Annotated in this window: 14 protein-coding genes; 4 read left to right on the plus strand and 10 right to left on the minus strand. The window is 63.2% G+C overall.

Translation table 11 applies throughout. The features are described from left to right. Window positions 1–73: 73 nt before the first annotated feature. Both P9228_RS04550 and P9228_RS04555 read left to right on the plus strand, forming a co-directional pair. A complete protein-coding gene (locus P9228_RS04550) occupies window positions 74–991 on the plus strand; it encodes a methyltransferase domain-containing protein (protein WP_278052519.1) in 918 nt (305 codons plus the stop codon). Window positions 992–1,066: 75 nt separating this feature from the next. Next, a complete protein-coding gene (locus tag P9228_RS04555) occupies window positions 1,067–1,450 on the plus strand; it encodes a hypothetical protein (RefSeq protein ID WP_067324462.1) in 384 nt (127 codons plus the stop codon). Here the strand turns inward: P9228_RS04555 and P9228_RS04560 are convergent. The 8 genes from P9228_RS04560 to P9228_RS04595 all read right to left on the minus strand — a co-directional run bounded on the left by P9228_RS04560 (window position 1,444) and on the right by P9228_RS04595 (window position 11,165). Then, window positions 1,444–2,385, minus strand: a complete 942-nt coding sequence (locus tag P9228_RS04560) for a glyoxylate/hydroxypyruvate reductase A (protein ID WP_067324464.1) — start codon at window positions 2,383–2,385, stop codon at window positions 1,444–1,446. The two genes, P9228_RS04555 and P9228_RS04560, sit on opposite strands and share 7 nt — an antisense overlap. Window positions 2,386–2,414: 29 nt before the next feature. Next, the gene (locus P9228_RS04565; RefSeq protein ID WP_278052520.1) at window positions 2,415–4,043 is read right to left on the minus strand and encodes an ABC transporter ATP-binding protein; all 1,629 of its coding nucleotides are present in this window, start codon (window positions 4,041–4,043) and stop codon (window positions 2,415–2,417) included. Then, entirely contained in the window at window positions 4,040–5,179 is a 1,140-nt protein-coding gene (locus P9228_RS04570; protein WP_095824249.1) for an ABC transporter permease, read from the minus strand. Before P9228_RS04570 ends, P9228_RS04565 begins: the two co-directional genes overlap by 4 nt. Further along, entirely contained in the window at window positions 5,179–6,273 is a 1,095-nt protein-coding gene (locus P9228_RS04575; protein WP_066996227.1) for a microcin C ABC transporter permease YejB, read from the minus strand. Before P9228_RS04575 ends, P9228_RS04570 begins: the two co-directional genes overlap by 1 nt. Beyond that, window positions 6,273–6,566, minus strand: coding sequence for a hypothetical protein (locus P9228_RS04580; protein ID WP_067324470.1), 294 nt, complete (start codon window positions 6,564–6,566; stop codon window positions 6,273–6,275). Before P9228_RS04580 ends, P9228_RS04575 begins: the two co-directional genes overlap by 1 nt. Continuing rightward, window positions 6,553–8,430 carry an extracellular solute-binding protein gene (locus P9228_RS04585; RefSeq protein WP_067324472.1) on the minus strand — a complete coding sequence of 626 codons (1,878 nt, stop codon included), beginning with the start codon at window positions 8,428–8,430 and terminating at the stop codon, window positions 6,553–6,555. Before P9228_RS04585 ends, P9228_RS04580 begins: the two co-directional genes overlap by 14 nt. Beyond that, a complete protein-coding gene (locus P9228_RS04590; protein WP_067324474.1) occupies window positions 8,430–10,307 on the minus strand; it encodes an extracellular solute-binding protein in 1,878 nt (625 codons plus the stop codon). Before P9228_RS04590 ends, P9228_RS04585 begins: the two co-directional genes overlap by 1 nt. A 156-nt stretch (window positions 10,308–10,463) precedes the next feature. After that, window positions 10,464–11,165, minus strand: a complete 702-nt coding sequence (locus P9228_RS04595) for a cytochrome c family protein (protein ID WP_278052521.1) — start codon at window positions 11,163–11,165, stop codon at window positions 10,464–10,466. A gap of 192 nt (window positions 11,166–11,357) precedes the next feature. Here P9228_RS04595 and P9228_RS04600 point away from each other — a divergent pair, with 192 nt between their 5' ends. After that, on the plus strand, window positions 11,358–12,086 hold the full coding sequence (locus P9228_RS04600; protein WP_278052522.1) for a 3-deoxy-manno-octulosonate cytidylyltransferase: 729 nt from the start codon (window positions 11,358–11,360) through the stop codon (window positions 12,084–12,086). A 26-nt stretch (window positions 12,087–12,112) separates the two neighbouring features. Continuing rightward, window positions 12,113–12,976 carry a prephenate dehydratase gene (locus P9228_RS04605; RefSeq protein WP_278052523.1) on the plus strand — a complete coding sequence of 288 codons (864 nt, stop codon included), beginning with the start codon at window positions 12,113–12,115 and terminating at the stop codon, window positions 12,974–12,976. Window positions 12,977–13,245: 269 nt separating this feature from the next. Here P9228_RS04605 and P9228_RS04610 read toward each other — a convergent pair whose 3' ends face one another. Both P9228_RS04610 and nudC read right to left on the minus strand, forming a co-directional pair. Continuing rightward, window positions 13,246–13,548 (minus strand): Dabb family protein, encoded by a 303-nt coding sequence (locus P9228_RS04610; RefSeq protein WP_095777526.1) that lies wholly within the window; start codon window positions 13,546–13,548, stop codon window positions 13,246–13,248. 10 nt (window positions 13,549–13,558) lie between these two features. Continuing rightward, window positions 13,559–14,500, minus strand: coding sequence for an NAD(+) diphosphatase (gene nudC / locus P9228_RS04615; RefSeq protein ID WP_095824247.1), 942 nt, complete (start codon window positions 14,498–14,500; stop codon window positions 13,559–13,561). Between the last annotated feature and the right edge of the window lie 32 nt (window positions 14,501–14,532).

Here is a 14,532-nt window from a genome sequence, read left to right on the forward strand (position 1 = left end):
GCCTGTTGCAACAGACTGCTGACTCGTCCTACAGCCGGCCGCCGGTTCGCACACCGGCGGGACCAATGGAACCATGAAACCACTTCAGGCCTCGTCCGGCTATTTGACCGCCGACCGTCGCGCCGACTTTGCCGAGATGCTGCTGGCCTCCGGCGAGCCTGCGCAGGCGGCGGAGCTTTTGCTTGGCGCGCTGGAGCTGGCGCCGCAATGGGCGGCGGGCTGGTTCCGGCTCGGCGAGATGCAGGAGGCCGCACGTTTTCCCGACCAGGCAGCCCAGGCATGGGCGATGGCCTTGAAGCTCGATCCCGCGGACCGGCTGGGTTCCGCGCTCAAGCTGCAGCTGATCGGCCATGCGCCGGTGGCAGCGGCTCCGCCCAGTGCTTTCGTCGAGACCCTGTTCGATCACTATGCCGACAATTTCGAGCAATCGCTGGTCGGGAAACTCGGTTATCGAATGCCAGAGTTTCTCGATCGCGCCATTCGCGCGGCGAGCCCGGGCCGGTTCCGGCTGGCGCTCGACCTCGGCTGCGGCACCGGCCTGATGGGCGAAAGGCTGCGCCCGATCGTCGACCGGCTGGAAGGCTATGACATTTCGAGCAGCATGTTGCGGAAGGCGCGCGCCAAAGGCATCTACGACAAGCTCTCCAAGTCCGATCTCCAGCATTTCTCTCGACCTGGCTCGAAAGCCGACCTCGTGGTCGCCGCCGACGTGTTCATCTATGTCGGGGCGCTCGAACGCATTGTTGGAGCAGTTGCCAACAGTCTGGTCGATGAAGGCCTCTTTGCGTTCTCGGTCGAGACACTTGCCTGTGGCGATGACTTTGCATTGCTGCCCTCGCGGCGCTCCGCGCATTCCGTGGCCTATGTGCGGCGCGTTCTCGCCGACAGCGGGTTTGCGATCCTGTCGCTGGAAAGCACGACCATCCGGCATGACCGCGGCGAGCCAGTAGGAGGCCTTGCGGTGATAGCCCGTCGCAGGCCGGCGGAATGAGGGCGACGGCTGCTCGCGAAAAAGCCCGAATCGCGTGTCGGCTTAGGGCGTGGCGATACGGCACGGAGAATTACCATGCGCTGGACCATGGCTGTGTTGGCATCTTGCCTGATGACGGCCGGCTGCGTTGGCGGCACTTCGATGGCGGAGCGCCAGGACGAAAACGTCCAATCCTCGCTGCAATATGACAGCGTGCCCTGCGACCAGCTGCTAGCCAATCGCAACGCGCTGGCGCAGCAATACAACCTGCCGGTCACCGCAAAACCGGCTTTCTCCAATCCGGCGATGGGTTTTGGCCCGTTTACGCCGGACATGCGCTCCAGGGCGCAGCGCGACAGCGACAAGGCGAGCGGCGAGATCGACGCAATGAACCGTTCGATCGAACGGCGCGATTGCGGCAAGCCGAAGAAGAAGGACAAGTTCGCGCTGCCGGGCTCGAAGCCGGCGTCTACTCAGTAACCCGCTTCGCGATCGACGACGTTTTCGAGCTTTTCGCCGCGCTCGAAGGCGGCCATTTGCCGAAGCATGATCGGCACCAGATGGGCCGGGTCCGAGGTCGCCGCCGCATGCGGCGTCACGAACACTTTCGGATGGCTCCACAACGGGCTCGTCTTCGGCAGCGGCTCGACCTCGAACACGTCGAGGCTCGCTTCCTTCAGCGTGCCGTCGTCCAGCGCGCGCAGGATGTCGGCATCCTTCTGCAGCCGCCCGCGCCCGGCGTTGATCAGCACCGAGCCGCCGAGGCCGTTGCGTTTGCGCAATTCCTTCAGAACGGCGTAATTGACGATGCCTTGCGTGCGCGGCGTCAGCGGCAACAGCACCACCAGGATGTCGGTGGCGTTGAGGAAGGGGATCAGCCCGCCTTCGCCGGAATAGGTCGACACGCCCTGCATCGGGTGCTCGGTGCGCGACCAGCCGTTCACGGCGAAGCCTAGCGCCAAAAGCACCGATGCCGCGGCGCGGCCAAGGTTGCCGAGACCCATGATGCCGACCGAGATGTCGCCGGCCGGGCGTTGCGGCGGCTCGTGCCAGGTCTTCTTCTGCTGTTGCGCTCGGTAGAGCATGCCCTGGCGATGGTGGTCGAGCACGCGCCAGACGACATACTCGGTCATGTATTGCGTGAGATTGTCGGCAACGACCCGGACGATCGGCACCTCGGGCAGGCCGGGGTCGGCGAAGATATGGTCGACGCCTGCGCCGATCGAGAAGATGGCGCGCAAATTGGGCAGCGACGACAACAGATTCGGTTTCTGCTTCCACACCACTGCATAAGCGATCGAGGGATCGCTCGGACCATCGGGCTCCAGCACCACCTCGCGCTCGGCCGCGAGCAGTTCGCGCCAGCGCTGCGGGTGAAAGCCGGTGAGGGCAAGCAGAACTTTGCCTTTTTCCATTCGTGGAGTGTCTTTCCTGTATTTCCAGCCTACTCGCTGACGACCCCGGTCGGTGCCGTTTCGATCCGGAACGCGGCCGAGATCAGCGCCCTCGTATAGTCGGTTTGCGGGCGGTCGAAAATCTGTTCGGACGGCCCGGCTTCGACGATCTGACCATTGCGCATGACGATCACGTCATTGGCAAGGGCGCGGATGACCTTCAGGTCGTGGCTGATGAAGAGATAAGCGAGGTTGTGCCTGGCCTGCAGGTTGCGCAACAGATCGACCACCTGCGCCTGCACGCTCATGTCGAGCGCCGAGGTCGGCTCGTCGAGCATGACGAAGCGCGGGTTGAGCACCATGGCGCGGGCGATGGCGACACGCTGGCGCTGGCCGCCCGAGAATTCATGCGGATAGCGGTGACGCGTCTCCGGGTCGAGACCGACTTCCTTCAACACCTCGACGACCTTGTCGTCGCGCTCATCGGGCGAGAGTTTCGGCGCGTGGATCTTCAGCCCTTCCTCAATGATCTCCGCGACCGACATGCGCGGGCTCAAGGATCCGAACGGGTCCTGGAACACGATCTGCAGCTCGCGCCGCAGCGGCCGCATGGCGCTGAAGGAAAGCTGGTTGATGTCGCGCCCGTTGAAGTTGATCGCGCCCGTGGACGAGATCATCCGCGCAAGCGCCAGGCCGAGCGTCGTCTTGCCGGAGCCGGATTCACCGACCACGCCGAGCGTCTGGCCGGCGCGTACGGTAACGTCGATGCCGTCCACCGCCTTCACATGGTCGACGGTGCGGCGGAAGAAGCCCCGCTTGATCGGGAACCAGACCTTGATGTCCTTGCCGGTCATGACGGCCGTGGCATCGGCATTCGCCGCCGGCGGTTTGCCCTTCGGCTCGGCGGCCAAGAGGTGCTTGGTATAGGCGTGTTGCGGGTTGGCGAAGATCTCCTTGGTCGGCCCGGTCTCGACTATTTTGCCCTTCGTCATGACGCAGACGCGGTCGGCGATCTTTCTGACGATGCCGAGGTCATGGGTGATGAATAGCATCGACATGCGCTTGCGGCTTTTCAGGCCGGCGAGCAGTTCGAGGATCTGCGCCTGCACGGTCACGTCGAGCGCCGTCGTCGGCTCGTCGGCAATCAAGAGTTCCGGCTCGTTGGCCAAGGCCATGGCGATCATGACGCGCTGGCGCTGGCCGCCGGAGAGCTGGTGCGGATAGGCATCGAGCCGCTTCTGCGGGTCGCGTATCCCGACCTCGGTGAGCAGCTCCAACGTGCGAGCGTGGGCCTGGCGATCGCCCAGCCCCTGATGCAGCTTCAGCACCTCGACGATCTGCTGCTCGATCGTGTGCAGCGGATTGAGCGAGGTCATCGGCTCCTGGAAGATCATGGTGATCTTGTTGCCGCGCACGCCGCGCAGCGTCCTTTCGTTGGCGTGGAGCAGGTCGGCGCCGTGGAACAGGATCTTTCCCGAGGGGTGGCTGGCCGACGGGTAGGGCAACAGCTTCAGCACCGAGAGCGCCGAGACCGATTTGCCGGATCCGGATTCGCCGACCAGCGCCACCGTCTCGCCCTTGCCGATGTCGAAGGAGACGTGGTCGACGGCGATCGACTGCTTGCCGCCTTGCGCGAAGGCGACACTCAAATCGCGGACGGAAAGCAGAGGGTCGCTCATTTGAACGTCTTGCGCGGATCGAAGGCATCGCGCGTCGCCTCGCCGATGAAGACCAGCAGCGACAGCATCAGCGAAATCACGATGAAGCCGGAGATGCCGAGCCAGGGCGCGTTGAGATTGCGTTGCGCCTGCTTCAGCAATTCGCCGAGCGAGGCCGAACCCGGCGGCAGGCCGAAGCCGAGATAGTCGAGCGAGGTCAGCGTCGAGATCGAGCCCGAGAGCAGGAAGGGCAGGAAGGTCAGCGTCGCCACCATGGCGTTGGGCAGGAGATGGCGGAACATGATGGTGAGGTTGGGCACGCCAAGCGCGCGCGCCGCGTTGACATATTCGAAGTTGCGCGCGCGCAGGAACTCGGCCCGCACCACGCCGACCAGCGCCACCCAGGAGAACAGCAGCATCAGGCCGAGCAGGATGAAGAAGCCGGGCGGCAGGATCGCGGAGACGATGAGCAGCAGATAAAGCACCGGGATCGCCGACCAGATCTCGATGAAGCGCTGAAAGAGAAGGTCCGTCCAGCCGCCGAAATAGCCTTGCACCGCGCCGGCCGCGACGCCGATCAGCGAGGAGCCGAGCGTCAGGATCAGCCCGAAGAGCACCGAGATGCGGAAGCCGTAAAGCACGCGTGCCAGCACGTCGCGCGCCTGATCGTCGGTGCCCAGCCAATTCCAGTTGCCGACGACGCAGTTCGGATCGGCTTCGCCCTGCGGATACTGGCTGCAGCGCGTCTTCCTGTCGTAAAGCCAGGACGGCTTGGCGGGTGCGGCTTCTGGGATGGCGTTGTTGACCGTTTGATAGGAGTAGCGGACCGGCGGCCAGATCATCCAGCCATTGGCATTGATCTCGTCCTGAATCACCGGATCGCGATAGTCCGTGACGGCATAAAAGCCGCCGAATTTCTCTTCCGGGTAGGCGACCAGAACCGGAAACAGGATCTCGCCCTTGTAGGAGGCGATGATGGGCTTGTCGTTGGCGATCAATTCGGAAAACAGCGACAGCACGAACAGCAACAGGAAGATCCACAGCGACCAGTAGCCGCGCCGGTTCGCCTTGAAGTTTTGCAGCCGCCGCTGATTGAGCGGCGACAACCACGGCCGGGCGGCGCGGGCCGGCTTGGTTTCTGCCGAAGCTGCCGTCATCAGACGTCTCTCCGCTCGAAATCGATGCGCGGATCGACCCAGGTGTAGATCAGGTCCGAGAGCAGGGCGACGAACAGGCCGAGCAGCGAGAAGATGTAGAGATTGGCGAAGACCACCGGATAGTCGCGGTCGATCACCGACTTGAAGCCGAGCAGGCCGAGCCCGTCGAGCGAGAAGATGTTCTCGATCAGCAGCGAGCCGGTGAAGAAGGCCGAGATGAAGGCGCCCGGGAAGCCTGCGATGACGATCAGCATGGCGTTGCGGAAGACATGGCCATAAAGCACCTTGCGCTCCGACAGACCCTTGGCGCGCGCCGTCACCACATATTGCTTGCGGATCTCCTCGAGGAACGAGTTCTTGGTCAAAAGCGTCGTCGTGGCGAAGGCCGACAGCACAAGTGCGGTCAGCGGCAGCGTCATGTGCCAGAAATAGTCGATGATCTTGTCCGGCCAGGACAGCTGGTCCCAATTGTCGGAAACGATGCCGCGGAGCGGGAACCAATCCCAGAACGAGCCGCCGGCAAACAGCACCATCAAAAGGATGCCGAACAGGAAGCCGGGGATGGCATAGCCGACGATCACCACGCCGCTCGTCCAGACATCGAAGGTCGAGCCGTCCTGCACCGCCTTGCGGATGCCGAGCGGGATCGAGATCAGGTAGGAGAGCAGCGTGATCCAGAGCCCGATCGAGATCGACACTGGCATCTTTTCCAGGATCAGGTCGAGCACCGAGATGTCGCGAAAATAACTGTCGCCGAAGTCGAAGCGGGCATAGTTCCACAGCATCATGCCGAAGCGCTCGAGCGGCGGCTTGTCGAAGCCGAACTGCTTTTCGAGCTTCTTGATGAATTCGGGGTCCAACCCTTGGGCCCCGCGATATTTCGAGCCGACATCGCCGGCGACGTCGAAATTGGTGGCGCCCGCGTCGCCACCGCCGCCGCCGAGGCGATCGGTGCCGCCCTGGTTGGTGAGCTTGGCGATGACCTGCTCGACCGGGCCGCCCGGCGCGAACTGGATGACGGCGAAGGAGATCGCCATGATGCCGAACAGCGTCGGGATCATCAGCAGGATGCGGCGCAGGATATAGGCGCCCATCAGATGTTGCCCTCCTTGGGGAAGACCACTGTATCTGGAGGCGTCCCCGAGGCAATCGCTTCAGACCAATTGTCGGCGTCGGCGCCGCCGCTCATCGTCCTGCCGGACATTTCTCCCCGTAAAGTGACGGGGAGAAAGGGGCTGGCCGCGATCTCGGCACGTTCGCCACGGCGCTTGTGATTGGCGAAACCATAGATGAAGGCTTCCCGCTCCCCGTCACTATACGGGGAGAGGATGCCGGCAGGCAGGTGAGGGGCGGCACCGACGCCCGCAAGAAATTCACCCTTTGCCAATTTTCGCCGCCTTGCCCTTGTCGACCCACCACAGCGCTTCGACCGGAAAGCCGAAATCGGGCTTCTGCTCGGGAAAGCCGAACATGTCCCAATAGGCGCTTCGGTGATTCGCCAGATACCAACTTGGAATCCAATCGCGCCGAGCGCGCAAGGCCCGATCGAGCGCCCGCATGGCGACGGTGAGGCTCTCACGGTCCTTGGCCGCGCCGACGGCGTCGATCAGCGCGTCTATAGCCGGACTCGCTATGCCCGGCAGGTTCCGAGAGCCTGAGACCGACGCGCTTCGCGAATGGAAGAAGGTCTCGAGGTCATCACGGGTCGGGGTTGCGCTAAAGGAGAAGGCGGCGGAGATCATGTCGTAGTCGAATGTGTTCTGTCGCAATTGATACTGCGCGGCATCGACCAGCCGGATTGAGGCATCGATGCCGACAGCCTTCATATTGTCGACCCAGGGCGAGTAAATCTGCACGAACGCGTCGTCGTCGACGAGGATTTCGGCTGATAGCCGTCCGCCCTTGTCGTTCACGACAAACGCGCCGGATCGCTTCCAGCCGGCCTCGGCGAGAAGCTTCGCCGCCTTGCCCAGCAATTGGCGGTCGCGGCCTGAGCCGTTCGATACAGCCTGGGTCACGGCTTCGCCGAAAGTCTCGGGCGGAATCTGATCCCGCAGCGGCTCCAGCAAAGTCAGTTCCTGCGGCGACGGCACGCCTTCGGCGCGAAAATCCGATTTCTCGAAGCAAGACTGCGAGCGCTCATATGAGCCGTAGAAGAAATTGCGTCGGGTCCATTCGAAGTCGAAGCAGAGTGCGATCGCCTGCCGAACGCGGGAGTCCCGGAACTGTTCCCGCCTTTGATTGACGGCGGTGGCCTGCATGGAAGGCACCTTTTCCGCCGGGAATTCGTGCTTCACCACCTTGCCGGCCGTGACAGCCGGAAAATCGTAACCCGTGGCCCAGACACGCGAAACGGATTCTTCCCTGTAGAGGATCTCGCCCTTCTTGAACGCTTCGAACGCGGCGTTGCGGTTCTGGTAGGATTCGATGCGAATGCGCTGGAAATTGTTCTGGCCGCGATTGACCGGAAGATCGTTGCCCCAATAGTCGGCCACCCGCTCATATTCGATCCAGGCCCCGGCCGACCAGCGGCCGATCTTGTAGGCGCTTGAACCCAACGGAGGATTCATCTGCGAGGAATCGAACGGATTGGCCGTATAGAAGGCTTTCGACAGGATCGGCATCTGGACGACGTTGAGAATCGTGCGGGAGGCCTGCTTGCCTGAGAATTTGAGTTCAAGCGTGTGGGCGTCCACCGCTACGGCGTCCTCCAGATGCGTCAGCGACAGCGAATAGTCTGGGTGCCCCTTGTCCTTCAGCAGCTTGAAGGTGAAGGCGGCATCCTCGGCCGTCAGCGGCGTGCCGTCGTGGAAACGGGCCTGCGGGCGCAGCGAGAAGGTGAAGCCGTTGCGGTCGTCGGAAATCGTGACCCCGTCGGCGATCAGCCCATAGACGGCGTCGGGCTCGTCAAGCGCCCGCACCATCAGCGCATCGAAGCACATTTCCGTGCGCTGCGGCGCATCGCCCTTGGGGACGAATGAATTCAGGGTGCTGAAGGTCAGCGGGGTCTGGTTCGCGACCCAGTTGAAAGGCTGGAAATTGAAGGTGCCGCCTTGCGGCGCATCGACATTGACATAATCGAAATGCGCGAAGTCAGGCTTGTATTTCAAATCGCCGAACGCCGACAGCCCATGCAATTTGACACCGGTCGGGGTCTGAGCGAAAGCCCGACCCGGCAGCAGCACTGCGGCAGTCGCCGCCGCGCCGAGCGCCAGGAAGTCGCGACGAGGAAGCAATGTCTGCCGCCTCATCAGTTGCCCCTGTATTTGGCGGTCAATGCCTTTTCCTTCGCCGTATCGATCCACCAGGAGTCGATATCGGCGCCACGGTAGCTGGGCTGCTTTTCGGGCATGCCGAACTTGTTCCAGTAGGCAAGCCAGACCACCGCCCGGTAGTATTGCGGCACGGTATAGTAGTTCCACAACAGCACGCGATCGAGCGCATGAGTGGCGGCGACGAGATCGTCGCGGTCGGTGGCGAAGATGACGCGGTCCACCAGCGCGTCGACGACCGGGTCCTTGATGCCGGAGTAATTGCGCGAGCCGGGTGAATCGGCGGACTTCGAACTCCAGAAATCGCGCTGTTCGTTGCCGGGCGAATCCGACTGCTGCAGCACGTTGGTGATGACGTCGTAGTCGAAATTGTTGACGCGGTTGACGTACTGGCTGGGGTCGATGATGCGCAGCGTCGCATCGACGCCGATCTTGCGCAGATTGGCGATATAGTTGCCGGAGAGGATCTGATCCGTGTCGGACGTGCCGAGGATCTCGAATTTGAACGGCGCGCCGCTCTTGGCGTTCATCATCTTGCCGCCCTTGATCACCCAGCCGGCCTGGGCGAAGAGGTCGACAGCCTGCTTCAGATATTTCCGCTCCGCTTGCGGTGAGTCGTAGACCGGCAGCTTGAATTCCTGGGTGAACAGTTCAGGCGGCAGCTTGTCGCGATACTTCTCGAGGATTTCGAGTTCCTTGCCTTGCGGCAATCCGCTCGACGCGAGTTCCGTACCTTGGAAATAGCTTTGGGTGCGCGTGTTGGAATTGAAGAACAGCGTTCGGTTCATCGTCTCGAAGTCATAGGGATAGGTTAGCGCCTCGCGGACCCGGCGATCCTGGAACAGCGGCCGGCGCTGGTTCAGCATGAAGGCTTGCATCGGCTCCGGCGAAGTGGTCTTGAATTCCTTTTTGATCACGTCGCCGGCGTTCACCGCCGGAAAGTTGTAAGCCGTCGCCCACCGCCGCGAGCTGTTTTCGGCCTTGATGTCGTCTAGCCCGCCCTTGGTAAAGGCCTGCCACGCAGCATTCTCGTCCAGTATGTAGGTGAAGCGCTGAGTGTCGAAGTTCTCCCGGCCGATCTTCACCGGCAGCTTGGCGCCCCAGTAATCAGCCACGCGCTGCCAGACGATCTCGGAACCCGGCTTGAAGCTGGCGATCTTGTAGGCGGCTGATCCCAGCGGCGGCTCGAGAGTCGGCCTGGTGATGTCGCGCTTCTTGCCGCTGGCATCGGTGCCCTCCCACCAGTGCTTCGGCAGGACGACCAGATCGCCGATAATCTTGGGCAGCTCGCGGTTGCCCTTCTGGTTGAAATGAAACTCGACCTCGCGGTCGGAAATCGCCACCGCGTCGGTAACGTTCTCGAAATAGCGGTTGTATTGGGGGGCGTTGGCCTTCAGCACCTGGAACGACCAGACCACATCGTCGACCGTGATCGGCTGGCCGTCATGCCATTTCGCTCGCCGGTCGAGCCGGTAGGTCGCAGAGGAATAGTCGGGCGGGTATTTATAGGCCTCGGCAACCAGCGGGTGGCTGACGCTGCCCTCGTCGGTCGCCTGGTCCATCAGCGTGTCGTAGAGCAGGCCGCCGCCGAACCCGGCGAGCCCCGCGGCCGGCGACCCCGGCACGATATAGGGATTGAAGCTGTCGAAAGTGCCGACAACGACGGAGTCGTGGGCGCCACCCTTGGGAGCGTCCGGATTGACATAGTCGTAGCGTTGGAAATTTTCGCCGTATTTGGACGGGCCGGTCAGCGAGGACGTGGTGTGCCACTCATCAGCGAGGCTGGCCTGCAGGCTGGCGGCGAAGGCGATCGCCAGCATCGATGCGAAAAACGTCCGGGAGCGGCCGACCGTCATGCGTTCTCCTCGTCGCAACAGTACCCACCGGCAATCTAGATCATTTGACGCCGGTGAAAACCGCAAGCGCCGGCTTTTGTCTCAGCATATGCGGCTTTCCTAACAAAAAAGCCGGGACGAACCCGGCTTTTCCAAGGTGTCTTTATGACGAAATGTTTATTGCGCGGGCGCGACCGGCTTGGCCGGGGCGGCACCTTCGGCCGGCTTTGCCGGAGCCGCACCTTCGGCCGGCTTGGCGGGTGCCGCACCTGCGGCCGGCTTCGCCGCGGCGGCGCCTTCGGCGGGCTTGGCTTCCGCCGAAGCGCCCGGCTGCGGCAGCGGCTTCGGATTGTCCGACAGCGTGCGCAGATAGGCGATCACGTTGGCGCGGTCCTCATCCTTCGGCAGGCCGGCAAAGCCCATCGCCGTGCCCTTCACGAACTTCTTCGGCGCGTTGATGAAGTGGTTGAGGTTGTCGTAGGTCCACTTCTCGGCGCCGCCCTTGGAGAAATCCTTCATGCCGGCCGAATAGGCGAAGCCCTCATGCTCGGCGACGGGGCGATCGATGATGTCCCAGAGGTCCGGACCGACCTTGTTGGGGCCGCCCTTTTCGCCGGAATGGCAGGCCTGGCACTTCTTGAAAATGGCGGCGCCCGTCTCGGCATTGGCGGCTGCGAGCAGGTCGGCGATCGGCTTGGCTTCGGCCGCGGGCGCGGCAGCGCCGCCGCCTTCGGCCGGCTCGGCCGCCTCGATGGCGAAGCCCGGCTTCTCGGGAGCGGGGGAGGCAAACAGCCCGTCGGAAACGATACCCACGGAAAAGACGACGAAACAGGTTCCGAGGAATCCGGCGAGCAGCTTGTTGACTTCGTTGGAATCCATACGCCCCTTGCTCCCTTTTCCGGCGGACCGTCCCGTCCACTCCGTCCGTCGGTATAGCGAAGGCCCCAACGGGCCCGTTAAATCGCGCGGAAACTAGGTCTTTTGCTTCGTCGTTGCAACACCTATAAGGGCGCTTCCAGTGAGACGTTTTGCCACTTTTCCATCCGCTTCCCCGGCTGTCCCAGAAGTCCCATGTCGACATTGATCCTGATCCCCGCCCGCATGGCCTCGACGCGCCTGCCGGGCAAGCCGCTGGCCGACATCGCCGGCGCGCCGATGATCGTCCATGTCGCCCGCCGCGGCGCCGAGGCCGGGCTCGGCCGTGTGGTGGTGGCGACCGACACCGAAGCGGTCGCCTCGGCGGTAAGGGATCACGGTTTCGAGGCGGTGATGACGCGCGCGGACCACGAATCGGGATCCGACCGCATCTTCGAGGCCCTCACCCTGCTGGACCCGGAGAAAAAGGTCGAAACCATCGTCAACGTCCAGGGCGATCTGCCGACCATCGATCCTGAGATCATCGGCGCATCGCTGCGGCCCTTCGCCGACCCGTCGGTCGACATAGCCACGCTCGGCGTCGAGATTGTGCGCGACGAGGAAAGGACCAATCCGAACGTGGTCAAGATCGTCGGCTCGCCGCTCTCGGCGACAAGGCTGAAGGCGCTCTATTTCACGCGCGCCAAGGCGCCGTGGGGGGAGGGCCCGCTCTATCACCACATCGGCCTCTATGCCTACCGCCGGACAGCGCTGGAACGCTTCGTGGCGCTGAAGCCGTCGCCGCTCGAACGCCGTGAGCGGCTGGAGCAGCTGCGGGCGCTGGAAGCCGGCATGCGCATCGATGCCGAGATCGTCCGGTCGCTGCCGCTCGGCGTCGACACGCCCGACGATCTCGAGCGCGCCAGGCAAATTCTTTCAAACTGAGACATCCGTAAGCGAGACCTTGGCGCATGCCTGAAAAGACCAACAGAATATCCTTCCAGGGCGAGCCGGGCGCCAATTCCGATACCGCTTGCCGCAACATGTTCCCCTCGATGGAGCCGTTGCCCTGTCCCACCTTCGAAGACGCCTTCAACGCGGTCGAGACCGGCAAGGCCGAGCTCGCCATGATCCCGATCGAGAACACGATTGCCGGGCGCGTCGCCGACATCCATCATCTTTTGCCGGAATCGCGCCTGCACATCGTCGGCGAGTATTTCCTGCCCATCCATTTCCAGCTGATGGTGCTGCCGGGCGTGAAACGCGAAGAGATCAGAAGCGTGCACAGCCATATCCATGCCCTTGGCCAATGCCGCAAATACATCCGCAAGAATGGCTGGAAGCCGGTGGTCGCCGGCGACACGGCGGGATCGGCCAAGATGGTCTCCGAGGTCAAGGACCGCACGATGGCGGCGCTTGCGCCTGCGCTTGCCGCCGAGCTCTACGGCCTCGACATCATCGAGAAGAATGTCGAGGACACCGACTCGAACGTCACCCGCTTCGTCGTGCTGACCAAGAACAAGCAATGGGCCGAGCGCCCGTCGCTGGAAGCCAGGATGATGACCACCTTCATCTTCCGTGTCCGCAACGTGCCGGCCGCGCTCTACAAGGCCATGGGCGGCTTCGCCACCAACGGCATCAACATGACCAAGCTCGAGAGCTACCAGCTCGGCGCCTTCACAGCGACGCTGTTCTATGCCGACATCGAGGGCCACCCCGATGATCCGCTGGTCAAGCTGGCGCTCGACGAATTGCGCTTCTTCTCGCGCGAAATGCGCATTCTCGGCGTCTATCCGGCAAGCGCGTCGCGCGAGCAGTGGAAGGTCGCCGATTAGGTGGTTCCTAGGACCTTCGAGATTGGCAAAGGCCTTGATGCTTCGTCATCCACGGGCGAAGCAAGGAGCGAAGCGACGCGGCGCAGACCCGAGGATCCATGCCGGGACTTCAACGCGTTAGGACGGTCCAGATTCTGCTCCGCTGCGCCCCTCGACTGAGGTAACGGCATGGATCCCAGGGTCTGCGCTCCGCTTCGCGTCGCTCCGCCCTGGGATAACGACCTCATGGAGGTCCGCGTCAATCTTAGACGCCGGCGCTCGATCCAATCTCAGCCAAAGCCGAGCGGGACATAGTCGATCTCGAGAAATTTCTCGACCTCAGGCAGCCAGCGGTCGCGCACGAACGCGACGTGGTCGGGATGCTCGTTGTATCTGGTGTAGGCAGCCTGGTCGGCGAACTCCATCGAGAAGCCGAACTGATAGTCGTTCTTGGGGCTCACTTGGCGCAGCTGCTCGAAATGCGTCACACCCTTGATCGCGGTCAGGATCTTCTTGGCATCGTGGAGGAACCGCTTCGCCTCCAACGAATGCGGCGGATGCTTCAGCGTGAACACGACGGTATGACGGATCATTTCTCGGCTCCTATTCGCTGTCGACCCAGGCGCGGATGAGGTGGTGGGCGATCGCCCCTTTCGGCGGCGTGATCAGGCCGCCCGGGTGCGTCCTCTCCAGCATCGAGCGCACCTCATCGCGGAAGAACCAGCGGCAGTCTTCGAGCTCGTTCAGGTCGGCCTGGATGTCCTCGTTGAGCGGCTCGCCGAAGCAGCCGATCATCAGCGAATAGGGGAACGGCCAAGGCTGGCTGGCGTGGTAGACGACGCGGCCGAGCCGGATTCCGGCCTCCTCCAGCGTCTCGCGGCGCACCGCCGCCTCTATCGTCTCGCCGGGCTCGATGAAGCCGGCAAGGGCCGAATACATGCCGGGCCCGAAATGCCGGCCGCGCCCGAGCAGGCATTTCTCGCGCGTCGCCGTGAGCATGATCGCCACCGGATCGGTGCGCGGGAAATGGTCGGTGCCGCAGGCCGGGCAATGCCGCCTGTAGCCGCCGGCGCGCATCTCCGAGCGATTGCCGCATTTGCTGCAGAAAGCGTGGCTGGCATGCCAGGCGAGCAGCGCAGCGCCCTGCGCCAGCGCGCCGGCCGCCGCTTCGTCTATCAGCCCCTGCATATAGACGGAGCGGTAGTCGATCGCCTTCACCGTTTCCGGCAGATTTTCCGGTTCGATGCCGGCGGGCACGGCCAGCACCGGGCCGCTCTCCGAAAGGCCGAGCAGCACGCCGCCGTCGAGCGAAACCTCGAAGGCCTGGCTTTCCGCCGCTTCGAACCATGGGTCGAATTTGCCGTCGTCGAGCTTCAGATAAAGCCTGCCGCCATGCATCAGCATCAGCCGCGCCGATCGCTCGCCAAGCGCCTTCTCGACCGCGTCGTCGGCGCGGTTTTCCGATTGCCGGTCGATCCGGTTGCCGGCGAAACCGACGAATTGGCTCGGCTCGCGCAAAGGCGCGTCAAACAGACGAAAGTTCATAGGAGACTCGAGGAGGGGCAGGAATGGACACT

The sequence above is a fragment of the Mesorhizobium sp. WSM4898 genome (genome assembly GCF_029625845.1).
Lineage (GTDB): Bacteria > Pseudomonadota > Alphaproteobacteria > Rhizobiales > Rhizobiaceae > Mesorhizobium.

Coding starts and splice junctions, on each gene's coding strand:
- P9228_RS04550 (WP_278052519.1), top strand. CDS start 74: ATGAAACCACTTCAGGCCTCGTCCGGCTATTTGACCGCCGACCGTCGC.
- P9228_RS04555 (WP_067324462.1), top strand. CDS start 1,067: ATGCGCTGGACCATGGCTGTGTTGGCATCTTGCCTGATGACGGCCGGC.
- P9228_RS04560 (WP_067324464.1), bottom strand. CDS start 2,385: ATGGAAAAAGGCAAAGTTCTGCTTGCCCTCACCGGCTTTCACCCGCAG.
- P9228_RS04565 (WP_278052520.1), bottom strand. CDS start 4,043: ATGAGCGACCCTCTGCTTTCCGTCCGCGATTTGAGTGTCGCCTTCGCG.
- P9228_RS04570 (WP_095824249.1), bottom strand. CDS start 5,179: ATGACGGCAGCTTCGGCAGAAACCAAGCCGGCCCGCGCCGCCCGGCCG.
- P9228_RS04575 (WP_066996227.1), bottom strand. CDS start 6,273: ATGGGCGCCTATATCCTGCGCCGCATCCTGCTGATGATCCCGACGCTG.
- P9228_RS04585 (WP_067324472.1), bottom strand. CDS start 8,430: ATGAGGCGGCAGACATTGCTTCCTCGTCGCGACTTCCTGGCGCTCGGC.
- P9228_RS04590 (WP_067324474.1), bottom strand. CDS start 10,307: ATGACGGTCGGCCGCTCCCGGACGTTTTTCGCATCGATGCTGGCGATC.
- P9228_RS04595 (WP_278052521.1), bottom strand. CDS start 11,165: ATGGATTCCAACGAAGTCAACAAGCTGCTCGCCGGATTCCTCGGAACC.
- P9228_RS04600 (WP_278052522.1), top strand. CDS start 11,358: ATGTCGACATTGATCCTGATCCCCGCCCGCATGGCCTCGACGCGCCTG.
- P9228_RS04605 (WP_278052523.1), top strand. CDS start 12,113: ATGCCTGAAAAGACCAACAGAATATCCTTCCAGGGCGAGCCGGGCGCC.
- P9228_RS04610 (WP_095777526.1), bottom strand. CDS start 13,548: ATGATCCGTCATACCGTCGTGTTCACGCTGAAGCATCCGCCGCATTCG.
- nudC (WP_095824247.1), bottom strand. CDS start 14,500: ATGAACTTTCGTCTGTTTGACGCGCCTTTGCGCGAGCCGAGCCAATTC.